The organism is Geomonas diazotrophica (genome assembly GCF_019063885.1).
Classification (GTDB): Bacteria; Desulfobacterota; Desulfuromonadia; order Geobacterales; family Geobacteraceae; genus Geomonas; species Geomonas diazotrophica.
In genome coordinates this window covers 1,374,667-1,400,451 of the sequence record NZ_CP077684.1, presented here as the reverse complement: position 1 = coordinate 1,400,451, position 25,785 = coordinate 1,374,667, and the positions used below count along the sequence as shown (strand labels likewise).

The following is a 25,785-nucleotide window of genomic DNA, read 5'->3' as shown; positions in this document are numbered from 1 at the left end:
GAGGAAGGGTGTCCCCGTCCTTAGAGGTAGACGAGGTCGTCGGGGAGGTCGCTCAGCCTGACACCCCCCTCGTCGGTTACCGCGAAGGTGTTTTCTATGCCGATGACTCCCTTGCCCGGGAAGACGAACTTGGGCTCGATGGCCAAGGTCTGACCTGCCTGCAGCGCCACGTTGAACCCCTGTGCCAGAACGGGGAACTCGTCCAGCTCGAGTCCCACGCCGTGGCCGACGAAACGCGCGTTCTCGCCGGGAGCACCCATGAAATGCTCGGCAAGCCCCGCCGCCTGGGCCATCTCGGCGGCCTTGAGGAAGAGCTCCTCGCAGATCGCCCCCGGTTTGAGATGCTCCGCCAGGTACCCCTGGATGGCCAGCGCCGTCCGGAAGGCATACTCGAGTTCGGGCGCGAGCTTGCCGATCACGAAGAACCTGGTCATGTCGATGATGTAGCCGTTGAAGACGCCGGTGTAGTCGATGAGGATCGGGGCGTTGACCGGGATGAGGGCGGCGGAGGCCCCGTGCGGCGAGGCGCTGGACATCCCCTGCCCGGTGACCGCACCGTCGAAGAAGCCGGTGGCGCCGGCGCTGGCCGAGGAGACTGCCAGCCCCTGGAAGAGCTCCTGGTTGAAGGCGCGCATGCGCACGTACCCCTCTCCCCCGGCCTTTCTCAGCCGGTACTCGAACTCGGCCGCGAGGTCAACCTCCCGCATCCCGGGCTTCAAAAACCCGGGCACCTCGCGGAACACGCCGGCCAACTGCCCGCCGCAGTGGCGGATCTGCTCTAGTTCCCACGGCGACTTCACCGACCTGATCTCCCGGTTGATGGCGGAGACGTCGACGAAGTCGCGGCCGGGAAGGAGCTTCAGGTAATAGTTGTACTGCTGCACCGGCGCCACGTCGAAGGTGAAGCCGACGCTGCGCACCCCCTCCTCGAACTGCGCCGGAAACTCCTTGCTGGAGGGGAAGGGACGGGTGTCTTCGATGCAGCTTTCCTGTATCCCCCTGGCGAAGCTCTTGCGCACCCAAAGGCGCGGCTCACCCTCGGCGGGAACCCAGAGGGTCGAGTTCTGCCGGGTGCCGGAAAAATAGTAGACGTCGATCGGGTGGATGAACAGGGCGCCGTCGATACCTTTTCCCCGCAGCGCCTCTTGCAGCCTCGAGATCCTCTGTTGCGATTCCTGCCTGGTCAGCATCCTTCCTCCCTGGGTTTGCCGGCGGCTAGCCGAGTGTGAAGAAAAAAGTGGCGCCTCTGCCGGGCTCGGCCTCGGCCCAGATATGGCCGCCGTGGCGCTGGATGATGCGCTGCACGCTCGCCAGGCCGATGCCGGTCCCCTTGAAATCGTCCGAGTCGTGCAGGCGCTGGAACGGCTTGAACAGGACCGAGGCGCGGCCCATGTCGAACCCGGCGCCGTTGTCCCGCACGAAGAAGGCCTCCTTCCCCTGGTGCGGCACCGTGCCGAACTCCAACCGGGTCTCCTCCTTCTTGGCCGAGTACTTCCAGGCGTTGCCCAGGAGGTTGTCCAGCACCACCCGCAGCAGTTGGGGGTCGGCATCGGCCTGCACCCCCGGCTGGACCACGCACTCCGCGCGGCGCTGAGGGTCGGAGAGCCTCAACTCGGCAAGGATCTCCCCGGCCAGTTCGCTCACGTCCACCTGCTCGCGGTTCAGGGGAACGCTGTAGCGGCGCGAGAAGTTGAGCAGGGTGTCGATGAGGTGGTTCATCTTGATGCTGCCGTTGATGATTTCCTGCACGTAATCACGGCACGGCGGCACGAGGTTCGGCCCGTAAAGCTCGAGGATCACCTGGGCGAAGCCGTAGATGGCGGTAAGGGGTCGCCGCAAGTCGTGGGAGACGGTGTAGTTGAAAGCCTCGAGCTCCTCGTTGGCGGTCTCCAGTTCGAGCGCCCGCGCGGAGAGATGGGTATGGAGCACCTCGATCTCCTCCGCGGCCAGCTTCCTGCGGGTGACGTCGGAGATCATGGCGAAGGAGCCCGCGAAGGCGCCGCTTTCGTCGCGGATGGGCTTGGCTGACACGCTGACCCAGACCCTGGTGCCGTCCTTGCGCACCAGGATGGTTTCGTAGTGCTCGGAGACGCCGTTCTCGCGGCTGCGCTGCCGGGCGGCGGTCTCGTCGTGCAGCGCGTCGTCCACGAACTCAAGGAAGGGGTGCCCCAGCAGCTCGGGCACCTCGCATCCCAGCATCTCGGCGAACTGCCGGTTCAGGTAGACGAGGCGGCCGGTGCGGTCGGCGGCGACGATGGACTCCTGCGAGGTCTCCACGATCATCCGGTAGCGGGCCTCGCTCTCCTTGAGCGCCTTCTCGGCCGCCTTCCACTCGGTGACATCGACCATGACGGCCAAAGACCGGACGATGTCCCCCTCTGCGTCCCGTTCGGCGGCGGCGCTCAACAGGACGTCGATGACCTCGCCGTTTTTCTTGACCAACTGGTAGTCGATGTTGCGGCAAAAGCCGGTGCGGAAAAACTCCGGCAACACCGTCTCCATGGCGTAGCGCCGCGACTCCGGCGTCAGGAAGTCGCTGGAGCGGCGCCCGAGCACCTCCTCGCGGGAATAACCGAGCACCTCCGTCCAGTAGTTGCTCACCCCGAGCAGCAGGCCGTTGCGGTCGATGGAATGCAGCATCACGGGCGTGTCGTTGTAAAGGCAACGGAAGCAGCGCCCGCCTTGGTCCTGCTCCTCCAGGGCCTCCTGATGCTCCTTCAGTATCCGGCGCAAAGCGGCGTTTTCGGCCTGCAGCCTGGCTACCTCGGCCTGGAGACCTCCGGTTGTCACTTCGTCGTTCATAGCAACTCCGGCACTGGACGTAACGTTGGTGTGAGTTGTTTACGCTTTGTGGAGCTAACTGTCAACTGATTTCAGTTTGCAAAATGACCGGTATCGGGAAGGCAACCTGGCGATTCAACAACGGTGTTGTCCCTGGTCGGTTTTTTTGTATACAGGATCAACCCCGCTCTTTATTTCCGGAAAAAAGTCTGCTAAGGTAGCTCCTGCTTTACGTGCACGTAAACCCAGCAAGGAGAAACAGAGTGCCCAATTCAACCGTACTGAAAGCTTGTGAGCAGACCGAGATAGACCTGAGCGGCGCAGCGGACTGGGTGCCGTTCGACGCACCGGCCCTGGTGGGAGACTCGCTTCGATTCGTCTCCGGCGACTCCAGGGGCGACCGTTTCCGGGCCCGCTACTACCGCGACGCGGAAAAGCATCTGCATGCCCGCTTCTGGCTCGGCCCCGAGGCGGAGGGACCTCCGGGGCACGCCCACGGCGGTGCCGTGGCGGCCATCATGGACGAGGCACTGGGGCTCGCAGCATGGGCGGCCGGTTACCCGATCGTGGTCGGCAACCTCAACGTGAGTTTCCGCAACATGCTGCCGCTCAAGAAGGTGGTGACCGTGGAAAGCCGGGTCGTCTCCGTGGAAGGGAGGAAGATCATGGTCCATGGCCGCATCTTCCGCGGCGATACCACCTTCGCCGAAGCGCAGTGCCTCTGCATAACCATTCCCGGCAGGTAGACCAGCTTCAGGACTCCGCGGCGGCATAGCCGCCGCGGCTCCCCCTCTCCCCCCCGGTCGCATTTCCCGCACCGGGATCTTGCTGCGCCAGCGCCGCCCCTTCTTTTTCGCAGAATGCACGCTCCAATTTCCCATTTATTTTCCCGCACAGGTTACCGATAAATCTCCCTGACAACCTCGTGGCTCACCAGTGGGCCTCATCTGAATCTGCAGCGCGCCAACCACAGGCAACAGGCTGTAAAGGGAGAATGGAATGAGCATCAAAAGGTTCAAAGACTGGAGCATCTCGGCAAAAGTACTGAGCATCTCACTGGCCACCGTCGTAATCATAGCGGCGGTCAACTTCTTCTACCTGCTCCCCGCCCTGGAAACGAAGATCCTCGAGGAAAGAGAGGATACGCTTAAGGCGGTGGTCGACCTGCCGGTCGAGTTGATCGCGGAATACGACCAGAGGGCCCAGAAGGGGGAATTTTCCCTGGACGAGGCGAAGAAGCGCGCCAGGGAGCGGATCAAGCAAATGCGCTACGCGGGCAACGAATACTTCTGGATCATCGACCTGAACGCGGTCATGCTCATGCACCCTATCAAACCCGAGCTGGACGGCAAGGACCAGAGTGCCGCCAAGGACCCGACCGGGAAGCTGCTCTTTTCCGAGATGGCTAACGTTGCCAGGAACAACGGGGGAGGCATCGTGCAGTACCGCTGGCCCAAGCCCGGCTCGACAGTCCCCGTCGAAAAGCTTTCCTACGTCAAACTGTACAAGCCTTGGGGGTGGGTCGTCAGTACCGGTCTCTACATGGACGACCTGCGCCAGGTGATATCAGAGATGCGCTGGAAGATAGCCGCCCTCACGCTGGCGATTGCGGTGGCCGTTCTTCTTCTTGGCTACATGGTCGCGTCCCGGATCAGCAGGAACATCAACAAGCTGATCAAGGTGGCCGACGAGTTGGCGCTGGGGAACGTGGATGTGGTCATCGAGAGCGACTCGCAGGACGAGGCCGGCAACCTGGCTGAAGCCTTCGGCAAGATGGTCGACAACATCGCCGAAGCCGCCCGGGCTGCCCAGAAAGTGGCGACGGGAGACCTGTCGGTCCAGTTGCAGCCAAAGTCGGAGAAGGACGTACTGGCCGTGAACCTCAACGTCACCATCGCCGCGGTACAGGCCATGGCCGCCGACGCCAACATGCTGGCAAGGGCCGCCATGGAGGGGAGACTCACCGAGCGCGCCGACGCCAGCCGGCACCAGGGAGAATACCGCAGGATCATCGAAGGGGTGAACGCCACCATGGCACGCCTGGTGGGGCTTTTGGACACCATGCCGGCACCGGCCATGATCATCGACCGCGACTTCAGCGTCTTGTACATGAACGAGATCGGTGCCAAGGTGGGCGGCAAGACCCAGGCACAGGTGGTCGGCACCAAGTGCTTCGACCACTTCAAGACCAGCGACTGCGGGAGCACCAACTGCGCCTGCGGCAGGGCGATGCAAACCGGTGCGAGCGCAAGCTCCGAGACCGATGCGCACCCGGCTGTTGGACTTGATCTGGACATCGCCTACACCGGGCTCCCCATACGTGACGAGTCGGGAAAGGTCATCGGCGCCTTCGAGGTGGTGACCGACCAGACCGCGGTCAAGCAGGCCGCCCGCCTGGCCAGGAAGATCGGCGACTATCAGGAGCAGGAAACCAGGAAGCTGGTGCACGGCCTGGACAAGTTGGCCAAGGGGGAAGTGGACTTCTCCATCAGCACGGCCGAGGGGGACGCCGACACCGGTGCGGCCAAGGAGATCTTCGATTCCCTCGCCGCCGCGGTGAACGGCTGCGTCGAGGTGATCAAGACCCTGGATGCCGACGCCGCCAGCCTGGCCCAGGCTGCAACGGAGGGAAGGCTCACCGCGCGCGCCGACACTCGCAAGCATCAGGGTGCCTACCGCAACATAGTCCAGGGGGTCAACGACACCCTGGCCACCATGGTGGGGTTCATGGACAACATGCCCGCCCCTGCGATGATCATCGACAACGATTACAACGTGCTGTACATGAACCAGCTGGGGGCGAAGGTGGGGGGCAAAAGCCAGGCCCAGGTGATCGGATCCAAGTGTTACGACCACTTCAAGACCAGCGACTGCAAGACCGCCAACTGCGCCTGCGCCCAGGCCATCGGCACCGGACTGGAAGCGACCCGGGAGACCGACGCCCATCCTTCGGCCGGGCTCGACCTTGACATCAGCTACACCGGCGTCCCCATCAAGGACAAGGATGGCAAGGTGATCGGCGCCTTCGAGGTGGTCACCGACCTTACCTCCGTGAAGACGGCGGCCCGCCAGGCGAAGAAGATCGCGGACTACCAGGACCGCGAGACCAGGAAACTGGTGGAAGGGCTTGGGAGGCTCGCCCTGGGGGACGTAACGATTGCGCTGCGGACGGAGGCGGCCGACAGCGACACTGCCGAGGTGAAGCACACCTTCGACACTATCGCCGAGGCGGTCAACAGCACGGCCAAGGCCAACCGCAACATCGCCGAGGTCGCCAAGCAGATCGCAGCAGGGGATCTGACCCTGAAGCTGCAGGAACGTTCTCCCGAAGACGAGTTATTGATCGCCCTGAGGGCCATGATGGAGAAGTTGAACGAGGTGGTGACCGACGTGAAGGGCGCTGCCGACAACGTGGCCTCGGGGAGCCAGGAACTCTCCTCGAGCTCGGAACAGATGTCCCAGGGTGCGAGCGAACAGGCCGCCTCCGCGGAAGAGGTCTCCTCCTCAATGGAGGAGATGACCTCCAACATCAGGCAGAACGCCGACAACGCGCTGCAGACCGAGAAGATAGCGGCAAAATCCGCCAAGGATGCCAAGGAGGGGGGCGAGGCGGTCATGCACACCGTAGGTGCCATGAAGGAAATCGCCGGCAAGATCTCCATCATCGAGGAGATCGCGCGCCAGACCAACCTGCTGGCCCTCAATGCCGCCATCGAGGCGGCACGCGCCGGCGAGCACGGCAAGGGATTCGCAGTGGTGGCGAGCGAAGTGAGGAAACTGGCCGAACGGAGCCAGAAGGCGGCTGCCGAGATCTCGCAGCTCTCCTCCAGCAGCGTCGAGATCGCCGAGCGAGCCGGCGAGATGCTGACCCGGATGGTTCCCGACATCCAGAAGACGGCGGAACTGGTCATGGAAATCTCGGCGGCCTGCCGCGAGCAGGACACCGGCGCCGAGCAGATCAACAAGGCGATCCAGCAACTGGACCAGGTCATCCAGCAAAACGCCTCGGCCGCCGAGGAGATGTCCTCCACCGCCGAGGAGCTCTCCAGCCAGGCAGAGCAGCTGCAGGATTCCATCTCCTATTTCAAGGTGGAGGACACTGAGCGCGGCGCCAGGCGACTCCCACCCGCGCGCCCGGTCCAGGAGGTCATCCAGCCGAAGGGCAAGCAGGCACGCAAGAAAACCCTGACCCAGTCGGTTCCCCTCTCTCAGCCGCCCCTGAAGCAGAAGGCCGCTGCGGGCGGACTGACATTGGAGATGCATCAGGACGATTCCGATTTCGAGAGGTTCTGATCGTACGTGACATGACAGGCAGCTGCCGACTTCCCTCGGCATAGAAAAGGCATAGAGGCAGCACCGAGAGGTGCTGCCTCTTCCTTTTGGGGTGATTTTTCTCTTCAGTAAAAATACCCGATGCCGATAACAAAAACTGTTGACCGAAAACTATAAGGAAGCCCGATGCCACGGGCAGTCAGTCATTCATGGAAAAGACACCCTTCGTAGTGCTGCTGTTTCTCGCCATAACAGCTCTTTTCGCATTGAACCCCGGTATCCGCAAGGCAAGTCAACAGGGCGGTTGTGAAATCTCCATCTACCAGTACTCACAGCTTCATGCCGCGATGGAACGGTACCCCGAGATCGCAGACATGGCGCTCGACGAACTGTCAGGAGAACGGGTGACCCTGTCTCAGTACAACAGGGTCATGCAAACAGTCCATGTGATCAGGCTCAAGGAGGCGCGGGGCATGACCGCGCACAACGACAGGTTCCTGCCAGTCAGAACGCTCGCCAAAAATTGAATCAAAAAATTATTGATTATTTTTAATTTGACCGGTATTATTTTTTACGCCGAGTCTGAAAGACTATGAGGGACTGCCTCGCGTCGCCTCTCTCTAACGCCTCAACCTCGACCACTTGGTCGCATTACTCATAAAAAGGAGACACCATGAGCAAAATGATCCGCAACATCATCCTCGCAACAGCGGCTGTAGCAGCATTCGCGGTTCCGGCATTAGCCGAGAGCACCAACTGTACGGTGACCGCCCCGGAGATCCGTCTTCGCAAGACCGCCAGCAAGAAGGCGAAGGTGATAGCAGTCCTCAAGAAGGACGCCAAGGTGACGGCGCAGAGCTGCTCCGGCGGGTGGGTCAAGGTCGCCTCTGATGACGGCAAGCTCGCAGGTTACGTGGGCGGATGGGCGCTCTCCTCGGCCGCACCGGTCATGGTTGCCTCGACCGAGCCGGTCCCCCTCCCCGCGAGCCCCGCACCGGCGGCTGAAGCCGCCAAAGAAGTGCCCAGCAACGAGAAGCTCGCCATGCAGATCACCGACCTGCGCCTCAAGGTACTCAACGTCGAGCGCGACGTGGACTTGATGCGCAAGGACATCAAGAAGATCAAGGTTGCGATGAAGCACAAGAAATAAGTCCGATGGGGACCGGAAACGGTCCCCATTCCGCCCCCCCCCCGCTCCCCCTCTCGTCTCACCGTTTCCTGCCCTTCCCCGCTGTCGCGCTTCTAAAGATTGCCGTTCCAGCACCGATAAGGTGCAGACGCAGCATACCCGGCAACATAGGAGCAGACGATGAAAGGCTTCACAACGGCAAAACTGTCCACCAGGTTCTTCGGGGCCATGCTGGTCCTCAACCTCTTCACCACCGCGGCCTTCACACTCCACACCTATTACAGCGAGAAGAAAGAGATCCTGGGCGACGTAGACCGCGAGCTGCGCACCTGCGCCGAGGGGGTGCGTCTTGCCGCTGATCCCTACCACGCCAAAGCGGCGACTGCCCCCCCGAACCGGGCCGAATTCGATGCCCTTAGCGACCGTCTCACCGCCTGGGCCAAGGCATCGGGGTTCAACTACATCTACACCATGGTGCAAAAGGACGGAAAGATCGTCTTCTCTTCTTCCAGCTACACCAAAGAGGAAAAGGAGACAGGGAAACAGAGCAAGCTCTTCGATCCTTACGAGGACGCCAGCCAGGGGCTCAAGGACGCATTTCAGGATCACAAGCTGCACTACGACCAGTATTCCGACAAGTGGGGGACCTTCCGCTCCATCTTTTTGCCGGTGCGCTCTGCTGACGGCACGCTTTACGTGATCGGCGCCGACATCTCCATGAGTCATATCGACGGTGTGCTGCGCGGCCTGCTGGTGAACTGCCTGCTGATTGCACTGCTCGTTTTCGTGGTGGGAGGAGGGGTGATGCTGGTACTGGTGAGGTCGGTACAGCGGACCATCGGACAACTGGCGCGCGGCGTGAACCTGATCGCTCAGGGTGAGCTGAAGACCCGTATCGAACACGAGGGGAGCGACGAACTGGGGCTGCTGGCTTCGGACATGAACAGGATGGCGGAACACCTGAAGGACGTGGTGGCGCAGGTGAGGAACTCGGCCGAGGAGGTCTCCCAGGCGTCGGGTCGTTTCAGCGAAACGGCACTGCAGATGGCGGCCGGCGCGGACCAGGTCTCAGGCCAAGTGGGATCCGTGGCCACCGCCGGCGAAGAGATGGCTGCCACCTCGTCCGACATCGCCCTCAACTGCGCCGGCGCCGCCGACCTGGCCCGCCATGCCAACTCCACCGCGTCGGCCGGTGCCGCTGTCGTCGACGGTGCCATCGGCGCCATGCACTCGATCGCCGCACGGGTCCGGGAGTCGGCACAGACCGTGGGTGGGCTGGGGACACGCTCCGAACAGATCGGCGCCATCCTCGGGACCATCGAGGACATAGCCGACCAGACCAACCTGCTGGCGCTGAACGCCGCCATAGAGGCCGCCCGGGCCGGCGAGCAGGGGCGCGGCTTCGCCGTGGTGGCCGACGAGGTGCGGGCTCTCGCCGAGCGTACCACGAGGGCGACCAAGGAGATCGACGGCATGATCAGGCTGATCCAGCAGGAGACCCGAAGCGCCGTCGATGCCATGGAGGCCGGTGTGGACGAGGTGGAGAAGGGAACCGTCGAGGCGGGGAAATCGCAGCAGGCGCTACGCGAGATAATGGAGTGCATCGCAGAGGTGACCATGCAGATCAACCAGGTGGCCACCGCAGCCGAACAGCAGACCGCGACCACCCACGAGATCTCCGGGAACATGCAGCAGATCACTTTCGTGGTGCAGCAGACAAACCGGGCCGCCCACGACTCTGCGGACGCGGCTGCGTTATTGAGCCAGAACGCGGAACAGCTCCAGGCAAGGGTGCGGCAGTTCAGGATCGACTGAAAACGCGATAACCTGCCCAGTTCACGGCTCGCCCTCCCCCGACTCGGGGTCCTTTGCCCGACGAGGCGCGGTCGGCAGCATAAGGAGATAGACGGTGATGCAAGCCGCTATGAAGAGGAGCAGGATCCGCAGCCACGCCGCTGCCACAAAGACGAAAGCGGTCACCGGGAAGGAAACCCAGATGGCACCGATCACCAGGCACTTGACGCGGAGCGGGATCGAGCCGTGGGCAAGGTACTCCTTCAACATCGGTCCGAAGTGCCTGTGTTCAACCAGCCAGGTATGGAAACGCTCGGAACTGCGGGAGAAGCAGATCACGGCGACCAGCAGGAAGGGGATCGTCGGAACCAGGGGGAGGAACAGGCCCACCCCCCCGGCGGCAAGCGAGAGCACCCCCGTCCCGATCAGCAGGTAGCGCAGCCATTCGCTTTTCACCAGCCTGACCTTCAGGTGCCGATGCTGCATCGTATCCTCAAAGACGACTGCGCTGCGGCGGTGAGCCGCAGGTTGTAACACGCCGGGGAACGAAGTGAAATTACCTGCTTAATTGTAAGCGAGCCGGCCCGGTTTTAATATGAGAATTGTGAAGCCGGCTCCCGGGGTGGACACAAGGCAAGGAGTTTAGCACAAGGCCGAGTGATCGTGCGCCTGACGCTCTTGCCGGGCGACAGGAAAGTTGACTATCTGCGGGTGGTTCTGCCACAATCGCCGAATGGAAATTTTCGCGATCATAGCAGAGAGAAGGATCCAGGAAGCAATCGAGCGCGGAGAGTTCGACAACCTCGCCGGGCGCGGAAAGCCGCTGGTGCAGGAGGACCTCTCGGCCGTCCCTGAAGAGTTGCGCATGGCCTACAAGGTCCTCAAAAACGCCGGATGCGTGCCTCCGGAGGTGGAGTTGACCAACGAGGTGGCCTCGCTGCGGCGGCTGATCCTGGAGATGGAGGAGAGCGAGGAGCGGATGAAGAAGGTGCGCGAACTCAATTTCAAGCTGATGAAGCTGGAGATGACCCGCAAGCGCCCCCTCTCGCTCGACCTGCTCTCCGAATACCAGGGCAAACTCCTCGACAAGCTGCAGGGGTAACGCATCGCTTTATCTTTATCCTTGAAATGATCCCCCCCGTTCGGTATGGTGCCAGTGGTGGCCACCCGTTCCCGCACTATAACAACACCAAAGGAAACCCTAGATGGAAAAACTAGACGAGGCGCTGGTAAACCTGCGCCAGAACATGAGCGACGGCAAGAAGCAGTGCGAGTTCTACGACCTCTTTCTCAACTCCTCCTTTTTCGTGCCCATTCTCAGCGAAAGTGAGCAACAGGAAGAATCGGGCGGCGTCATGCCGCTGATCACCGAGGCTGACGGCAAAGACTACCTGATGCTCTTCAGCACGCTGGAGCGCCTCCATGCCTGGGACGCCACGGTCCGCTACTTGGAGGCCCCCCGGTTACCTGCTTGCACTCAGGACTGTGGAGCCGCTCAACTGGGCGCTCAACGCCGGCACCGACTATTCGAAGCAGTTCCACCCGGAAGAGATCGCCTGGCTCAGGGAGTCGGTCGAGCGCTGTAACGCCGAGGCGGCGGGCGGCCAACAGGCTTGATGAGCTTCCCGGGCGGGGTCTCCGCCCGTTGAAGATAGATCAGCAAAGGGCAGCCACCCTGGTTGCCGTTTGCCAATAAGAAAGGGGCAGCCACGCGGTTGCCCCTTTCCCTTTCTTACTCTTTTCCATCCCCGTTCTTATTTCGGACGTTGCACCACGGTCGGTTTCACGCCCAGCTTCTCCAGTTCGGCCCCCTTCCGGGCTGCATCCTTCTCGCTTTTGAAAGAGCCAGCCGTCAGGCTGAAGGTGGAAACCTCGACCGCTGTCGGCCTGAGTTCGGTGGTGATGCCAAAGCCGGCCAGTCGAAGCTGCTCGTCTACCGCACCGACCTTATCGAAGTATGACCCCGCATAAACGTTGAACTTGCCGCTCTTATCCTGAAGCATGAAATTATCGGCCTTAGCCTTGCGCAGTTTTTCCATCATCTTCTCGGCGGCTTGGTGTTCGGTGTACTCGCCGGCATGGATTCGGCTCATCTGCTCTTTCTTCTTGGGACCGGGCGCCACTACCGGTTTCATCCCGGCACTTTTAATCTTTTTCTTGATCCCAAACATCTCGGACTTCAGTACAAAAGTGCCGAAATCGAGGGTGTACGCACCTGTGGCGGAAGCAGCGCCTGCCGATGCCACCTGCGGCTGGGACGGCGTCGAAACTGCAGGTGAAGGAGGCGCAGGAGCTTGCGTCGCAGCTTTGTCCACTGCAGGTTTCTTGTCAGCCAGTTTCTTGCTTTTGGCAGCCGCCGTTTTCTTGGCAGGAGCCTTCTTAGATGCAGCTTTCTGGACGGCAGCTTTGTCGGCAGCAGCTTTGTCGGCAGCAGCTTTCTCAGCAGCAGCTTTCTCGGCAGCAGCCTTCTCGGCAGCAGCCTTCTCGGCAGCAGCCTTCTCAGCAGCAGCGTTCTCGGCAGCAGCTTTCTCAGTAGCTGCTTTTTCTATCGCGGCTTTTTCAACTGCAGCCTTTATGGCCGCCGTTCTCTCGGCTACCGCTTCCTCGATGGTAGTCGGTCTGGCAACTGGGATTTTTGCGCCCCCTACCTGGCCGTCTGCCGTTTTCCCAGCAACGGCCTGTTCAGCAGCCACTCTTTGAGCCGCCACCCTGTCAGCGGACAATTTTTCAGCCATCGACTTCTCAGCAGCGGCCTTCTCGGCAGCAGCCTTCTCGGCAGCAGCCTTCTCGGCAGCAGCCTTCTCGGCAGCAGCCTTCTCGGCAGCCGGTGGAACTGGTTCAGGCTCTGCCAGTTGCGGCGGCTGCTGACTCTGGTCCTGCACCATCTTGAGCAGGCCGGGTTCCAACTTATCTGACGCCTTCGGAAAATCCTTCAGCAGCGTCTTTAGAGTGCGGACCGCCTTCTCTTCCCTCGAGGTCGACGCATAACACTTCGCAAGCATCAAAAGCACTTCCTCCCGTTGGGAAGTGCTGGGATATTTCTTCAGGATCCTTTCAAGCCAGGTGGAGGCGAAATAGTAACTGTTCTCCTTGTAGTGGTTCCTGGCCTGGGTAAACATCGACGCTTCGTCGGAGTCGGCGAAAGATGCGGAAGGAACAATCAGACAGGCCAGTAAGACTGCCACTAACAGCATGCGCATGGTACTCATTCAAAGCCTCACATGTTTCAATAGAGTCTACAGTCTAGGTATGGTTGAGACAGAAGCTAGGGGCAATTTAAAATTCTGGCAAGATTAGTGTACATGAAGGTCAATGTCAAAGAATAATTTAAGGAACATCTGACAGAAGAAGGCTATCAGGACCACTCTGTGACTGTCGGTATCGCCCCACCACCGTTTTGGTAAAATCCCAACGTGACAGTTGCACATCTTTGAGTACAATCTTGCGATATGAAAAGCATCGAGTCATGGCATGAAGAGCAATTTCAGTCAGAGATGACTTCCGGGGTAGTTGAGGCCTTAGGCAAAGGGCCCGACGCCGCAACGGTAGCGCGAGCGGTAGCCGACTGCGCCGATGCCGCAGAAGGTTTCTGTGTCGATCGCCCATTCGCCTGCGCTGCCGGCTGCCCGCACTGTTGCGTCCTCAACGTTGCCGTATTACTCCCGGAGGCGATGACCATAGCGCTATGGCTGCGCCAAAAGCTTCCGGGCGCGGAACTGGCCGAGCTGCAGAAGCGCCTTGCCACACACCGCTCCTGGGCACGTTGGATGGACGACGAAGAACGCATCCTGAAGCGGATGTCCTGCCCGCTGCTTGACGCTCACGGCGGCTGCAGCGTCCACCCCGTGCGCCCTCTCGCCTGCCGTGCCATAACCTCGCTGGACAGCCAGAGTTGCAGTGAGGCCTTCTTCCCTGTGGTGACCGACGAGGACCGCCTGGTTCCCGCCGACCTGTTCAGGAAGGCGGTCTTCGACACGGCCTTCACCGCCCTCGCCTCGGGACTGCGCCTGGTCGGCCTGGATGACCGCAGCATCGAGCTCGGCACCGGAGTACTCGCCTTTCTCGAGCACCCCGAATTAACGGAACGGTTCCTTGCCGGCGCCAAGCTACCGCAGGCGCTTTGGCAATAATTCCCCGAGAGAGAGCCCCCAAACAAGAAGGGACCAGCCTTAACGGCTGATCCCTTCTTCTGCTTGACCTGCTGCGCCTGAGTCCGACTAGCCTCGGGGATCCTTGTCGTACCCGAGCCCCTTCCAGTCGATACGCCCATTCTCACCATGGCAGTTCTGGCACCTTAAAGCCTTGTCCTTGGGCACCACCATGTGGTTCAGCGACCAGACCGTGGTGGTCTCGATCCAGCCGTACTTACCGCTGTAGGGCAGACCGGCTGCGGTCATGCCTGCGACGATGGCCTTGTTCCAGTCGAACCTTACCGAATAGGCGCTGTCGCTTTCGGCGGAACCGATGATGTTGGGGACGGCGACGATATTGTTTTCCAGGTCATAGGGCTGCTTGGCCCGCATCACCTTGAAGGGGAATATCCTCGAGTCGGGATCGCTGCGGTTCCCGCGCGGCGTCGAGAGCCGGACCACCTTCGTGGGATCGATCTTATCCCCCATGAAGACCCGCTCCACGGTACCGTTGTACCACATCAAGGTCGGGGTCAGGTCCTTACCCAGCACCAGGTCTCCCCTCGCCTTGTCGTAAATGTTGAGGGCGTCGCCGCCGGCCTTTTGGTCCTTGCCCGCCGTGGACCAGTCCCAGGAGAGCACGGTGGGGCTGCCTTTGGCGTAGGTCGGGATGTGGCAGGTCTGGCAGGCAACCCTTTTCATGTGCTTGTTGAGAATGGCGATCTTGTGCAGGTCGCCCTTGTGGCAGTCGGCGCACCCCATGGCGCGCGGGCCGGAACCGGGGGAGACGGAGATCGCCTCCCCCTTGACGTCGTGGTTCGCCGCCTGGTGGCAGGATTCGCAGGTGAGCCCTTTCGCTCCCATGTGCACGTCAAACTCCGGGGTCGGGTTATCCAGGTTGGCATCGAGGTCGCCGTGCTTGTAGTTTTCCCCGCCGCCGCTATAGAAATGGCAATTGCCGCAGGCGGCGCGGCTCGGCCGCGAGATGGACCGCGCCGAGAGGACCAGATCCACCGGTTCCCATACCTTGCCGGCAGGATATTCCTTGTGCTCGCCGGGGTACACCGGATGCCCGGCCCCGAGGGCGAACTTCTTATAGGTGCCGCTCGTGTCGTGGCATACCAGGCAATCGATGTTCTCAGTCTTGGTGAAGTCGAAGGTACCGTCCTGCCAGCCGTAGCCGGCATGACAACTGGTGCAGCCGGGGAGATTGGAGGGGACGGCGAGGCAGAAGGAGTTACCCAGCGCGTTTTTCTTGCCGTAGTCAACGGTCTTGCCGTTCAGGGTCTGATTTTTACTCCAGTTCCAGTGCACGGTATGGGTGATCTGGTTGGTCAGCTTCTCATGGCACCCGGTACACGCCTTGGTCACCTCCGGCCCGTTCTGCAACGGTCCGGTGAAAAAACGGTGGGTGCCCTGCAGGGCGGCATCCGAGGTGGAAGCACAGGCCAAAGCGAGAAATAACAGCAGGTATTTCCTCATGTAAGAGACCTCGCGATCTGGATGTTTGGGCAGATGTTCCGGGCAAGAGCAGGGTCGGCAGGATCAGCCGTGATGGCTCTACCCCTTTTTTACGGGCGAACACATTATATTTGATGGTTGGTCTAGTCAATGACAAATTGCTTTCAGCAGTTACGGCACCCGGACTGGGCCGGCTCCTGCCCCCGGAGAGCCGCTGCCAAGCGGTACAGGTGAGCTGCACATCGCAACGAAGCTGCTACAATTGTCAACTTGTCGTCCATTCGGTCCACAGCATGCGGAGGAGAGGTACTATGCCAGTTCTTGCCACTGTATTAGGCCACCCACGAATCGGTATCGCGAGAGAGTTGAAGAAGGCACTCGAGGCTTACTGGAGCGGCGCGACTCCGGCGGAGTCGCTTCTGGCGACCGCGCAGGAGATCCGTACCCGGCACTGGTCCATCATGAAGGAGGCGGGGCTGGACCAGGTTCCCTGCAACGACTTCTCCCTCTATGACCACATGCTGGACATGGCCGTTACCGTCGGAGCCATACCGGACCGGTTCCAAAAGATAGCAGATCCCTTGAACCGCTACTTCGCGCTGGCCCGTGGAGTCCAGGACCGCGGTGCCGACATAGACCTCTCCCCGCTGGAAATGACCAAGTGGTTCGACACCAATTACCACTACATCGTCCCAGAACTGGACGCGGACCAGAGCTTCGTCCTGAATCCCACCAAGATCTCTGCGGAACTCGCCGAGGCACAGGCCCTCGGCATAACGCCTCGTCCGGTGCTCCCGGGCCCGGTAACCTTCCTGAAGCTGTCCAAGTACGCCGACGACGTCGCCGCCGGCCTGGACACCCTGGAGCTGTTGCCGCGCCTGCTCCCGGCCTACGAGGAACTGCTGGCGCTTCTCGCCGGCCACGGCGTGACCTGGGTCCAACTCGACGAGCCCTGCCTCTGCTTCGACCTGGACCCTGCCAGCCAGCAGGCGTACCGTACCGCCCTGACGCGACTGGCCGGGGGAGCCAAACGTCCCGGTCTGCTGGTGGCCACCTATTTCGGCTCCATCGGCGAAAACCTTGGGCTGGTCACCGATTCGGGATGCGAGGCGCTGCATCTCGACCTGGTGCGCGCCCCGGAAGAGCTCGACGGCGTGCTTGCGGCGCTGCCGGCCGGGATGAAGCTGTCGCTCGGGGTTGTCGACGGACGCAACGTCTGGCGCGCGGACCTGGAGCAGGCCCACCGCACCGTCCGACGGGCCGTCGACGCCCTTGGGAGCGAAAGGGTCATGGTCGCCAGCTCCTGCTCGCTGCTGCACGTGCCCGTCGACCTCGACGCGGAGACCAGGCTCGACGCGGAGCTGAAGAGTTGGATGGCGTTTGCGGCACAGAAGGTGGCCGAGGTGCGCCTGCTGGCCGATGCCGCCGAACAGGAAGAACCGCAGGATGCAGCCTTCGTACAGGCCGGCGCCGCGCTTGCCCGCCGTCGGGCTGCCGCAGCCGCCGACAACCCGGCGGTCCGGCATCGGGCGGAACAGGTGACTGAAGCCATGACCAGGCGCGGCACCCCCTTCGCGGAGAGGAGCGCCAGGCAGAAGCGTCGCTTCGACCTGCCACTGCTTCCGACCACCACCATCGGCTCCTTCCCCCAGTCGAGGGAGGTGCGCGAGGCGCGCTCCAAGTGGCGCAGCGGAGCGCTCGACAGCGAAGGGTATCAGGATTTCCTGCGCGCAGAGATCAGGCGCTGCATCGAGAAACAGGAGAAGCTCGGGCTGGACGTGCTGGTGCACGGCGAATTCGAGCGCACCGACATGGTCGAGTACTTCGGGGAGCAACTGGACGGCTTCGCCTTCACCCAGAACGGCTGGGTGCAGAGCTACGGGTCGCGCTGCGTCAAGCCGCCGGTCCTCTACGGCAACGTGGCCCGCCCCCGTCCCATGACGGTGGAATGGAGCAGTTTCGCGCAGTCGCTCAGCAAGCGCCCGGTGAAGGGGATGCTCACCGGACCGGTCACCATCCTGCAGTGGTCATTCGTCCGCAACGACCAGCCCCGCTCCGAGACCTGCAGGGAGATCGCGCTTGCCTTGCGGGACGAGGTGGCCGACCTGGAGCAGGCGGGGATCTCCATGATCCAGATGGACGAGCCCGCCATACGGGAGGGGCTGCCGCTGCGCCGGCGCGACTGGCCCGAGTACCTGGAATGGGCGGTGGCGGCCTTCAGTCTCTCCACCGCCGGGGTGAGCGACGAGACCCAGATCCACACCCATATGTGCTACTCGGAATTCGGCGACATACTCCCCTCCATCGTCGCCATGGACGCCGACGTCCTATCCATCGAGTCCTCGCGCTCCCGGATGGAGCTGCTGTCCCACTTCCGGCAGTACGGCTATCCCAACGACGTCGGCCCGGGCATCTACGACATCCACTCGCCGCGCGTTCCCACCGTCGAGGAGATGACGACGCTTCTGGGTCTGGCGGCGGAAGTCCTGCCGGCGGAGCGGCTCTGGGTGAACCCCGACTGCGGCCTGAAGACCCGCGGATGGCCCGAGATCGAGGCGTCGCTCGCCAACATGGTGCAGGCGGCGCGGCAGATCCGCCTGCGGCTCACCCCCGGCTAACGGGAAGCGTCACCAAACAGCAGAGTACCAACGCAAACGAGGGATCAGCCGCATCGGCTCATCCCTCGTTCCTTTCCGCACCCGCGGCACCCGCCACAGCGGGACCGCAATCGAAATTCAGCTTAACGCGCCTTTGCGCGTGCTCTTTTTTTCTTTGGGCAATGAGGCGATCTTCTTCTCCTTGGGCAAAGCCGTGCTCTTCTTGACCCTGGGCAAAGCAGCCTTTTGCGGTGCCTTCTGCTCCTCAGCGCGTACCGGCTGGAACGAACCCGGCTCTGCCGGCTGCAGGTTTCCAAGGTGCGAGCTGACGATCTTTCTGACCACCCCATCGTTGAAGTGGATGGTCACCCGTGTCGGGAAGACCTCGACGACCTTGCCGACCCCCCACTGGCTCGCTCCACAGTGGCTTACTACGTCCCCACGTTTGATGGACATACCTCTCCCCTTACTGTTGACGGCATAAAAAAGATAGCACTCCGGGTTGACACCCGGATACGAGGTTGGCTGCGGGACAGTGTCTGGATAGCCGTGTACGGGCACGTGGGCCGAGGAGGTGTGACGCCGAGGCAGAAGAAGCGGCCGGATTGCGCTGTACGTGGCTATGGCGGTGGCGCGGGTGGCCGAGATCGGCAGGAAGGGCAGACAAGGATGTGGCCCCAAGATTGAACCAAGGGGCCACGTCCGTGAAAGGAGCCGTACGGGGCGGATCAGGCAGAACCAGTCGCCCCGCCGGGGGTGTGTTTACTAAACCCTTTTGACGTTGGCAGCCTGGAGCCCTTTGGGGCCCTTGACCACGTCGAAGGTCACGCTATCGCCTTCAGCCAGGGATTTGAACCCGTCGCCGCTGATAGCGGAGAAGTGGCAGAATACATCCTCACCGTTCTCCTGCTCCAGAAAACCAAACCCCTTGCTGTCGTTAAACCATTTTACAGTACCGTTTGCCATGTGATTCTTTCTCCAAGTGTGTTGCGAATATGTCCGGATGATTCCGAATCCTCTGGCACCGTAACAGGTTTGTATTCACAAAGCAAGCTATTTAAATACGTGATCTTTGCTTACAAGACGGGAATTTTGCTATTTTCGGGAGCCTTGAATCAGACGTGAGCAGTGCAACTAAATATAAATATAGCGAGCGTATTCGGTGGTTTACCCCCTACAAATATTATAAATCCCACAAAATACATAATATTGTTGCTATTTAAATGGTGGTAATCCAGTATGGTTTCGTCTTTTTAAGCAACCAAAAGGCGAAAAAAGACACGCTTCATGTCGTTGCGCAGACGTTTTTATAGGGAGGCCCAATGGCAAATACCAATTTCAAATTTCAAAAGCGGCAGAAAGAACTGGACCGGAAAAAGAAGCAGCAGGAAAAAGCGCTGCGCAAACAAGAGAAAAGTGACCCCGAAGACGAGGCCGGCGTCCTGCCGGAAGAGATTGCCGATGCCGCTCTGTAGCGGGTTCGGGAGAGCAGGGTCACAGCGAGAAAGTACATAGGTATTTAATGCAACAAACATTCTGGAGGTTGCAGGCTGCGCTTTTCTACAGCCTCACCCTGGCAGGGGCCCTTATCCCCGCCGCAGCATTGCAACGCCTGGGGGGCATGGTGGGATACGTCCTTTGGAGCCTTCTCCCGCGGCGCCGCGCCATCGTCATGGACAACCTGAAGCACGCCCTCCCCTACCTGAACGAACACCCGCTCTGGCGCCCCCCCGGCAGCCAAGCGACGTCGATCGCTTCCGAGAACTACGCCAACCTCGGCAAGTCCCTCATCGAAATCTGCCAGCTTTACCACGGCCGCGGCGACCACCTCATCGCCGGGATCGAGCTGCGCGGCCTGGAGCACTACGAGACGGCCCGCGCGAAGGGGAAGGGGATCATCTGTTTCAGCGGGCACTGCGGCAACTGGGAGCTCATGGCGCTCGCCTTCAGCCGTCTGTTCGGTGACGGAGTCGTGGTGGCCAGGCGCCAGAACAACCCGTTCTTCAACCAGATGGTGGAGCGGATGCGCATGAGCTATCGAAGCCGCGTGATCTACAAGAAGGGGGCATTCAGAGGGATACTCTCGGCGCTGAGATCGGGCGAACTGGTCGGCATCCTGGCAGACCAGGCCGCCGGGCCGGAAGATGGAGTACTGGTGACCATGATGGGGCGCAAAGCCTGGGCGACCAAGGCGCCTGTTCTCATCGCCCGTAAAAGCGGTGCGCCGCTTCTCCCCGTGTTCATCCACCGCGAGGGAGAACGCCACGTCATCACCTTTTACCCCGAGCACCATTTCAGCGGGGACATGAGCGACCACGGTATCCAGAAGGAGACCCAGGCGCTGTCACGCTACGTGGAGAACTTCGTGGCGGCCCATCCCACCCAGTGGTATTGGATGCACCGGCGCTGGAAACGGGCCGGAGAGGCGAGCGCCTGAAAATATGAGCAACAAAAAGGGATCAGCCGCCGGCTGGTCCCTTTGCTTTTCTGCTTCACGTCTTGTCTGCTGCGCCCTACTTCCCGCCCTTCACGACATGCAGGCTCCAGGGGCCGCGCGTTGCTATCTGCAGGACGGTTTCCTCGTCCACCCAGCCGTTATGCACCTTCTTGGGCGGGAGCGCGAAGTAGCTCCCGGCCGGAAGCACGGTGGGGTTATCCTGGGTCACCCCCATGGCAAGCTTCACTGTCCCTGATATCACCGTCACCCGTTCCACGTTGTCATGGTAGTGAGGCGCGATCTTCGCCCCGGCCGGGAGCTTGAGCCGCGCCACGAAAAAACCGCCCTTGGCCATATCCCCTTCCAACACGGCCATCTGCGCGCCGGGTATCGCCGGCGGACCGGCCTGCCACTGAATGTCGGCGGGCACCGTGATCACCTGCCGCACCGCCGCTACGCCACCCTTCTTCTCTGCCGCCACTCCGACGGCGGCCAGGGAGAAGAAGATCATCACCAGGAACATCATCGTCCTTTTCATATCTGCCTCCTCGACAGCTGGAGAATCAGCCGTATTTACCTACCTGTCTCCTATTGTACGGTCCCCCCCATGCCAGTGCCAGACAATTCTCCCGAAGGGTCCGGCACCCGAACGCTCCCGAAAAAAATTCTTTACAACGTATTACATTATGAATAAAATTCGCAGCGGAAGGTGTAAACAAGAATGTTCGACGAAATAGACATCCACATACTGGAGATTCTTCAGGAGAAGGCGAGAATCCCCAACGCGGAGGTGGCCAGGCAGGTCGGCATGGCCCCTTCGGCAGTCCTGGAGCGGATCCGCAAGCTCGAGGAGCGGGGGATCATCGAAGGGTACGAGGTGAGGCTGAACCCCGCCTGCTTCCACCAGGGGCTCTCCGCCTTCGTCCAGGTCGAGACGGACGGAACCGACGCGCAGACCGCGACGGCGCTGGCCGCCATCCCCTCGGTGCAGGAGGTGCACCAGGTGGTCGGCCCGGACGGCTTCCTGGTCAAGCTGAGAACCGCCGACCACACCACCCTCGCCAGGATCCTGCAGCAGATCCGCCCCCTGCCCGGGGTGAGATCCATGCGCACCCAGGTGGTCCTGGAAACGGTGAAGGAAACCAGGAGGGTCGACCTCACGGAACACAACGGCAACGGCCGTCACTCTTAACCACGAACCAGTACGCAGCTACCACCATAGAAGGAGAACCAAAGTCATGCCGATGTCCGCTTCTTTCAAAGAACGTCTGTTCCCACGGATCCCCGCCATCCAACAGCATTTCCAGACCCCGTTTCACATCTACGACGAGGCGGGCATCCGCGAGACCGGCGCCAGCCTCATCAAGGCCTTCTCCGGCATCCCCGGCTTCCGCGAGTTCTTCGCGGTCAAGGCGCTCCCCAACCGGGAGATCCTGAAGCTCATGAAGGAGATGGGCTTCGGCTTCGACTGCAGCTCCATCCCCGAACTGATCCAGGCCCGCGAGCTGGGCGCGAAGCCGGAAGACATCATGTTCACCTCCAACAACACCAGCCCCGAGGAGTTCGAGTTCGCCGCCAAGGACGGCGGCTGCATCCTGAACCTGGACGACATCTCGCTGATCGACAAGGTGCCGGTCTTCCCGGAGCTGATCTGCTTCCGCTACAACCCCGGCCCGCGCCGCACCGGCAACGTCATCATCGGCAACCCGGAAGAGGCGAAGTACGGCGTCTCCCACGAGCAGGTGGTCGAGGCGTACCGCAAAGCCCAGGCGCGCGGCGCCAAGCGCTTCGGCCTGCACACCATGGTCGCCTCCAACGAGCTTGACTACACCTACATCGTGGAGACCGCCCGCATGGTGCTCGAGGTCGCCCAGGAGGTCGAGGCGGCGCTCGGCATCACCTTCGAGTTCGTAAACATCGGCGGCGGCTTCGGTATCCCCTACCGTCCGGAGCAGAAGGCGCTCGACCTCCCCACCATGTCCAGGGAGATCACCTCGCTCTTCGAAGACTTCCGCGCCCGCCACGGCCATGCGCCGGCCATGTTCATGGAGAGCGGCCGGTTCATGACCGGCCCGCACGGCGCCCTGGTGGCCACCGCCATCAACAGCAAGGACACCTACAGAAAGTACATCGGCCTGGACGCCTGCATGTCCTCGCTGATGCGCCCCGCGCTGTACGGCTCCTACCACCACATCGACGTCGTGGGTAAGGAGGGCGTTGAGCGCAGCGAAGTGTACGACGTGGTCGGCTCGCTGTGCGAGAACAACGACAAGTTCGCCATCCAGCGCGAGCTTCCCCCGATCGAGGACGGCGACCTCGTGGTGATCCACGACTCCGGCGCCCACGGACACGCCATGGGCTTTCAGTACAACGGGCGGCTGCGCCCCAAGGAGCTCATGCTGCGCGCCGACGGCCGGGTCGAGCTGATCCGCCGCGCCGAGACCGTCGAGGACTACTTCGCCACCTACAACTTCGAGCCCTGCGTGCTGAAACCGTAGCGGTTCCGTGGCGAACGGGTGGACGTCTCACTCCTCCCCTTCCACAAAACTAAAAGGCACCCCGCTCTTTGCAGGGTGCCTTTTTTTTCTTTCCGCATGGCTGGCAAGTTTACCGCGCCGCCTCGGCTCATCCGGAGGTTTGCGCCCGCTCCAGGAAGGCCTCGGCCTCGGCGGCCGGCATCGGCCGCGCGTGCAGGTACCCCTGCACCTGGTCGCACCGGCAGGACAGCAGCTTCTCTTCCTCCCCCTGGCTTTCCACCCCTTCGGCTATCACCTTGAGCCCCATGCTGTGCCCGATGGCGACGATCGCCTTGATGATCCCCACCGCGTCGTCCCGGACGGTGACGTCCCTGACGAAGGACTGGTCGATCTTGATCCGGTCCACGGAGAAGTTCTTCAGGTAGCTAAGCGAAGAGTAGCCGGTCCCGAAGTCGTCTATGGAGATCTGCACCCCAAGCGACTTGAACATGCGCAACAGGGCCACCGATTCGGCCGCCTTCTCCATCAGCATGCTCTCGGTCAGTTCCAGGTCCAGGTACCGGGGCTCAAGCCCCGCCTCGAGGAGCGTCCCCACCACCATCTCGGAAAACCCCTCCTGCATCATCTGCTTTATGGAGACGTTGACGCTGACGCTGACGAGGTACCCATCCTGGTGCCACTGTTTGCACTGGGCGCAGGCCTTGCGCAGCACCCAGGCGCCCAGTTCGTGGATCAGCCCGGTCTGCTCTGCTATGGGGATGAAGCGGTTCGGCGCCACCGCGCCCAGGGTTTCGTCCTGCCAGCGTGCCAGCGCCTCCATGCCGACCACCTTCCCATCCCGAAGATCGAGCTGCGGCTGGTAATGCAGCGTGAGCCGGTCATTTTTCAGAGCCTCGCGCAACGCTGCCTCGATGGCCGCCCGCTCCTGCGCCTTCTGGTTCAGTCCTTCCGAGAAGAACTGGTACCGGTTCCCCCCGGCGCTCTTGGCGGCGTACATGGCCAGGTCGCCGTTCTTCAGCAGGGTCGGGATGTCGCCGCCGTCCTCGGGGAAGAGCACGATGCCGATGCTCGCACCGGAATAGATCTGCCGGTTATCCACCTCGAAAGGCTGCTTGCCCAGCTCGATCAGCTTCTGTGCGAGCTTCGCAGCCCCATCGGGCTCCGGCACATGGCAGCAGAGCAGGGCGAATTCATCCCCCCCCAGCCGGGCGAAGGTGTCGCTCGCCCTCAGGATGCTCTTGAAGCGCAGCACCACCAGTTGCAGCAGCTGGTCGCCCGCGTGGTGCCCCATGGTGTCGTTCACGTCCTTGAAATGGTCCAGGTCGAAGAAAAGGATGGCGAACATCTCGCCGTAACGCTTGGCGCGGGCGAGCGCCTGGGAACAGCGATCGTAGAAGAGGGTCCTGTTGGCGAGACCGGTCAGCTGGTCGAAGTAGGCCAGGTTGTGGACCTCCTGCTCGGCCTGTTTGCGCAGGGTGATGTCGTGGCTCAGGCAGAGGAACCGGTCCCTTTTCCCCTTGAGCTCCAGCATGGTTGCCGACAGGGTCACGTGTATCGCCCGGCCGTCCTGGGTCAAAAGGCTCGCCTCCCGTTCGACCAGCCCTTCCTGGCGCAGCACCGCCGCGATGAAATCGTTCCCCTGGTCGAAATCCACGAACAGCCCGGAGAAATCCCTCCCGACCAGATCCTTCTTGGCGAAGCCGAAAACCTCTTCCGTCGCCCTGTTCACGTCCAGAATCGCCCCCTCGCAGGAGACCACGGTGAGCGCCTCGGGCATGGTGGCGATGATGCTGTCCAGGTACCTGTTGGCGGAATCGAGCTCCTCCTCGAAGGCCCGCAAACGCTGCACCATGGTGTTGAAGGAGGCCGAAACCGCCGCGATCTCGTCCCGTTCAGTTACCGGAACGGCCACGTCGCGCTTGCCGGCCGCCACCGCTGCGGCAGCCTCCTTGAGGGTACGGATGCGGCGTGACACCTTCAGGGAAATCGCCACGCTCAAGAGCAGGGCCGCGGTCAGCGCCACGATGGAGAGGACCACCGATGAGACGATGGCACTGGAGACGCTTTGCAGCGTGCCGGCGACGTGCCGGTGCAGGTCGGCCATCTCCCGGTCGTGCGCCACGTTCACGGCCTCCAGGAACGTCTTTTCCGCGTTTTCGAACCGTTCCTTGGCCTCGATCAACCGCGCCGTCCCCCCCCCGGCGTCGACCACGGCGATATACTCCTGCGACCCCTTCAGCAGCGACTGCCCTGCCAGCTCCAGCGCCGCGGGCATCCTTTCCTCCCCATGCACCAGGACCCTTGTGCAAAGATCCAGGCTGGAGAGAAAGCTGGTGCGCCCTTGGGCGAGAAGCCTCACCTCTTCCTCCTTGGCCTCCAGCTCCTTTTTCCCCTCCCCGCCGGCAGGGTGTACCGAGGTGAGGAAGGCGTACTCCATCGATGAGGAGACGATGCGCAGTCCCGCGTAGCGCAGGTCTTTGAGGGCGAGCAGGTGCGGGATGACCTCCTTGTTCACCTTGTAGAAGCTGTCCCTCACCTTCTGGGCGCCCGATATCCCCCCGATGGAGATCAAAATCGTGGCACAGATGATGACAAGATAACTCAGCAGCAGTTTAAGCCAAAGTTGCATGCGACTCCCTCAGGTACGAAGACTGGATCTCTTCAGTCACACCTATCGGCATCGCCTGTCAAAACCTGAGCGAGGAAG

22 protein-coding genes are annotated in these 25,785 nt (G+C 61.7%); 13 read left to right on the top strand and 9 right to left on the bottom strand.

Features of this window, described 5'->3' with window-relative positions:
- Nucleotides 1-20 precede the first annotated feature (20 nt).
- Nucleotides 21-1,190, bottom strand: coding sequence for a M24 family metallopeptidase (locus tag KP003_RS06045; RefSeq protein WP_217300485.1), 1,170 nt, complete (start codon nucleotides 1,188-1,190; stop codon nucleotides 21-23).
- Nucleotides 1,191-1,215: 25 nt separating this feature from the next.
- Nucleotides 1,216-2,802 carry a PAS domain S-box protein gene (locus tag KP003_RS06040; RefSeq protein ID WP_217300484.1) on the bottom strand — a complete coding sequence of 529 codons (1,587 nt, stop codon included), beginning with the start codon at nucleotides 2,800-2,802 and terminating at the stop codon, nucleotides 1,216-1,218.
- Between the two features lie 242 nt (nucleotides 2,803-3,044).
- Here KP003_RS06040 and KP003_RS06035 point away from each other — a divergent pair, with 242 nt between their 5' ends.
- From KP003_RS06035 to KP003_RS06015, 5 genes are all read left to right on the top strand, one after another.
- Nucleotides 3,045-3,527, top strand: coding sequence for a PaaI family thioesterase (locus tag KP003_RS06035; RefSeq protein ID WP_216498626.1), 483 nt, complete (start codon nucleotides 3,045-3,047; stop codon nucleotides 3,525-3,527).
- A gap of 253 nt (nucleotides 3,528-3,780) precedes the next feature.
- On the top strand, nucleotides 3,781-7,074 hold the full coding sequence (locus KP003_RS06030; protein ID WP_216498625.1) for a cache domain-containing protein: 3,294 nt from the start codon (nucleotides 3,781-3,783) through the stop codon (nucleotides 7,072-7,074).
- A 188-nt stretch (nucleotides 7,075-7,262) separates the two neighbouring features.
- Complete coding sequence (locus KP003_RS06025) at nucleotides 7,263-7,580, top strand: hypothetical protein (protein ID WP_216498624.1); 318 nt, start codon at nucleotides 7,263-7,265, stop codon at nucleotides 7,578-7,580.
- A 146-nt stretch (nucleotides 7,581-7,726) separates the two neighbouring features.
- The gene (locus KP003_RS06020) at nucleotides 7,727-8,203 is read left to right on the top strand and encodes an SH3 domain-containing protein (protein WP_216498623.1); all 477 of its coding nucleotides are present in this window, start codon (nucleotides 7,727-7,729) and stop codon (nucleotides 8,201-8,203) included.
- Nucleotides 8,204-8,362: 159 nt separating this feature from the next.
- Nucleotides 8,363-9,997: a methyl-accepting chemotaxis protein gene (locus KP003_RS06015; RefSeq protein WP_236026851.1), complete on the top strand. Its 1,635-nt coding sequence runs from the start codon at nucleotides 8,363-8,365 to the stop codon at nucleotides 9,995-9,997.
- A 21-nt stretch (nucleotides 9,998-10,018) separates the two neighbouring features.
- Here the strand turns inward: KP003_RS06015 and KP003_RS06010 are convergent, their stop codons facing one another.
- Nucleotides 10,019-10,462, bottom strand: a complete 444-nt coding sequence (locus tag KP003_RS06010) for a YbaN family protein (RefSeq protein WP_216498622.1) — start codon at nucleotides 10,460-10,462, stop codon at nucleotides 10,019-10,021.
- Between the two features lie 247 nt (nucleotides 10,463-10,709).
- Here KP003_RS06010 and KP003_RS06005 point away from each other — a divergent pair, with 247 nt between their 5' ends.
- Together KP003_RS06005 and KP003_RS06000 are read left to right on the top strand one after the other, a co-directional pair.
- A complete protein-coding gene (locus tag KP003_RS06005; RefSeq protein WP_216498621.1) occupies nucleotides 10,710-11,078 on the top strand; it encodes a DnaJ family domain-containing protein in 369 nt (122 codons plus the stop codon).
- 103 nt (nucleotides 11,079-11,181) lie between these two features.
- Nucleotides 11,182-11,562: an SseB family protein gene (locus tag KP003_RS06000; RefSeq protein WP_239027619.1), complete on the top strand. Its 381-nt coding sequence runs from the start codon at nucleotides 11,182-11,184 to the stop codon at nucleotides 11,560-11,562.
- Between the two features lie 168 nt (nucleotides 11,563-11,730).
- On the opposite strand, the gene KP003_RS05995 is transcribed toward KP003_RS06000, so the two are convergent.
- The gene (locus KP003_RS05995) at nucleotides 11,731-13,185 is read right to left on the bottom strand and encodes an SPOR domain-containing protein (protein ID WP_217300483.1); all 1,455 of its coding nucleotides are present in this window, start codon (nucleotides 13,183-13,185) and stop codon (nucleotides 11,731-11,733) included.
- 462 nt (nucleotides 13,186-13,647) lie between these two features.
- Here KP003_RS05995 and KP003_RS05990 point away from each other — a divergent pair, with 462 nt between their 5' ends.
- Nucleotides 13,648-14,106: a YkgJ family cysteine cluster protein gene (locus KP003_RS05990; protein ID WP_236026850.1), complete on the top strand. Its 459-nt coding sequence runs from the start codon at nucleotides 13,648-13,650 to the stop codon at nucleotides 14,104-14,106.
- 87 nt (nucleotides 14,107-14,193) lie between these two features.
- Here the strand turns inward: KP003_RS05990 and KP003_RS05985 are convergent, their stop codons facing one another.
- A complete protein-coding gene (locus tag KP003_RS05985; protein ID WP_216498617.1) occupies nucleotides 14,194-15,588 on the bottom strand; it encodes a tetrathionate reductase family octaheme c-type cytochrome in 1,395 nt (464 codons plus the stop codon).
- Nucleotides 15,589-15,878: 290 nt separating this feature from the next.
- Here KP003_RS05985 and metE point away from each other — a divergent pair, with 290 nt between their 5' ends.
- A complete protein-coding gene (gene metE, locus KP003_RS05980; protein ID WP_216791087.1) occupies nucleotides 15,879-18,185 on the top strand; it encodes a 5-methyltetrahydropteroyltriglutamate--homocysteine S-methyltransferase in 2,307 nt (768 codons plus the stop codon).
- A gap of 117 nt (nucleotides 18,186-18,302) precedes the next feature.
- Here the strand turns inward: metE and KP003_RS05975 are convergent, their stop codons facing one another.
- Together KP003_RS05975 and KP003_RS05970 are read right to left on the bottom strand one after the other, a co-directional pair.
- Entirely contained in the window at nucleotides 18,303-18,620 is a 318-nt protein-coding gene (locus KP003_RS05975; protein ID WP_216498615.1) for a DUF3553 domain-containing protein, read from the bottom strand.
- Nucleotides 18,621-18,929: 309 nt separating this feature from the next.
- Entirely contained in the window at nucleotides 18,930-19,130 is a 201-nt protein-coding gene (locus KP003_RS05970; protein WP_199397015.1) for a cold-shock protein, read from the bottom strand.
- Nucleotides 19,131-19,486: 356 nt separating this feature from the next.
- Here KP003_RS05970 and KP003_RS05965 point away from each other — a divergent pair, with 356 nt between their 5' ends.
- Complete coding sequence (locus KP003_RS05965) at nucleotides 19,487-19,639, top strand: hypothetical protein (protein ID WP_216498614.1); 153 nt, start codon at nucleotides 19,487-19,489, stop codon at nucleotides 19,637-19,639.
- Between the two features lie 47 nt (nucleotides 19,640-19,686).
- Nucleotides 19,687-20,601 (top strand): lysophospholipid acyltransferase family protein, encoded by a 915-nt coding sequence (locus KP003_RS05960; RefSeq protein WP_216791085.1) that lies wholly within the window; start codon nucleotides 19,687-19,689, stop codon nucleotides 20,599-20,601.
- Between the two features lie 76 nt (nucleotides 20,602-20,677).
- Here KP003_RS05960 and KP003_RS05955 read toward each other — a convergent pair whose 3' ends face one another.
- The gene (locus KP003_RS05955; protein ID WP_216791084.1) at nucleotides 20,678-21,139 is read right to left on the bottom strand and encodes a cupin domain-containing protein; all 462 of its coding nucleotides are present in this window, start codon (nucleotides 21,137-21,139) and stop codon (nucleotides 20,678-20,680) included.
- Nucleotides 21,140-21,322: 183 nt separating this feature from the next.
- On the opposite strand from KP003_RS05955, the gene KP003_RS05950 reads away from it, so the two are divergent.
- Together KP003_RS05950 and KP003_RS05945 are read left to right on the top strand one after the other, a co-directional pair.
- Nucleotides 21,323-21,793, top strand: coding sequence for an Lrp/AsnC family transcriptional regulator (locus KP003_RS05950; protein ID WP_216498611.1), 471 nt, complete (start codon nucleotides 21,323-21,325; stop codon nucleotides 21,791-21,793).
- A gap of 46 nt (nucleotides 21,794-21,839) precedes the next feature.
- Entirely contained in the window at nucleotides 21,840-23,099 is a 1,260-nt protein-coding gene (locus tag KP003_RS05945) for a diaminopimelate decarboxylase (RefSeq protein WP_216498610.1), read from the top strand.
- A 127-nt stretch (nucleotides 23,100-23,226) separates the two neighbouring features.
- On the opposite strand, the gene KP003_RS05940 is transcribed toward KP003_RS05945, so the two are convergent.
- Entirely contained in the window at nucleotides 23,227-25,707 is a 2,481-nt protein-coding gene (locus tag KP003_RS05940) for a putative bifunctional diguanylate cyclase/phosphodiesterase (protein ID WP_216791082.1), read from the bottom strand.
- Nucleotides 25,708-25,785 lie beyond the last annotated feature (78 nt).

Bases quoted from the DNA above. Each gene is read 5' to 3' on its own strand.
- KP003_RS06025 (WP_216498624.1), top strand. From the start codon at position 7,263: ATGGAAAAGACACCCTTCGTAGTGCTGCTGTTTCTCGCCATAACAGCT.
- KP003_RS05965 (WP_216498614.1), top strand. From the start codon at position 19,487: ATGGCAAATACCAATTTCAAATTTCAAAAGCGGCAGAAAGAACTGGAC.
- KP003_RS05990 (WP_236026850.1), top strand. From the start codon at position 13,648: ATGACCATAGCGCTATGGCTGCGCCAAAAGCTTCCGGGCGCGGAACTG.
- KP003_RS05975 (WP_216498615.1), bottom strand. From the start codon at position 18,620: ATGTCCATCAAACGTGGGGACGTAGTAAGCCACTGTGGAGCGAGCCAG.
- KP003_RS06020 (WP_216498623.1), top strand. From the start codon at position 7,727: ATGAGCAAAATGATCCGCAACATCATCCTCGCAACAGCGGCTGTAGCA.
- KP003_RS06000 (WP_239027619.1), top strand. From the start codon at position 11,182: ATGGAAAAACTAGACGAGGCGCTGGTAAACCTGCGCCAGAACATGAGC.
- KP003_RS05970 (WP_199397015.1), bottom strand. From the start codon at position 19,130: ATGGCAAACGGTACTGTAAAATGGTTTAACGACAGCAAGGGGTTTGGT.
- KP003_RS05995 (WP_217300483.1), bottom strand. From the start codon at position 13,185: ATGAGTACCATGCGCATGCTGTTAGTGGCAGTCTTACTGGCCTGTCTG.
- KP003_RS05985 (WP_216498617.1), bottom strand. From the start codon at position 15,588: ATGAGGAAATACCTGCTGTTATTTCTCGCTTTGGCCTGTGCTTCCACC.
- KP003_RS05955 (WP_216791084.1), bottom strand. From the start codon at position 21,139: ATGAAAAGGACGATGATGTTCCTGGTGATGATCTTCTTCTCCCTGGCC.
- KP003_RS05940 (WP_216791082.1), bottom strand. From the start codon at position 25,707: ATGCAACTTTGGCTTAAACTGCTGCTGAGTTATCTTGTCATCATCTGT.
- KP003_RS05945 (WP_216498610.1), top strand. From the start codon at position 21,840: ATGCCGATGTCCGCTTCTTTCAAAGAACGTCTGTTCCCACGGATCCCC.
- KP003_RS06010 (WP_216498622.1), bottom strand. From the start codon at position 10,462: ATGCAGCATCGGCACCTGAAGGTCAGGCTGGTGAAAAGCGAATGGCTG.
- KP003_RS06030 (WP_216498625.1), top strand. From the start codon at position 3,781: ATGAGCATCAAAAGGTTCAAAGACTGGAGCATCTCGGCAAAAGTACTG.
- KP003_RS06040 (WP_217300484.1), bottom strand. From the start codon at position 2,802: ATGAACGACGAAGTGACAACCGGAGGTCTCCAGGCCGAGGTAGCCAGG.
- KP003_RS06045 (WP_217300485.1), bottom strand. From the start codon at position 1,190: ATGCTGACCAGGCAGGAATCGCAACAGAGGATCTCGAGGCTGCAAGAG.
- KP003_RS06015 (WP_236026851.1), top strand. From the start codon at position 8,363: ATGAAAGGCTTCACAACGGCAAAACTGTCCACCAGGTTCTTCGGGGCC.
- KP003_RS05950 (WP_216498611.1), top strand. From the start codon at position 21,323: ATGTTCGACGAAATAGACATCCACATACTGGAGATTCTTCAGGAGAAG.
- KP003_RS05960 (WP_216791085.1), top strand. From the start codon at position 19,687: ATGCAACAAACATTCTGGAGGTTGCAGGCTGCGCTTTTCTACAGCCTC.
- KP003_RS06005 (WP_216498621.1), top strand. From the start codon at position 10,710: ATGGAAATTTTCGCGATCATAGCAGAGAGAAGGATCCAGGAAGCAATC.
- metE (WP_216791087.1), top strand. From the start codon at position 15,879: ATGCCAGTTCTTGCCACTGTATTAGGCCACCCACGAATCGGTATCGCG.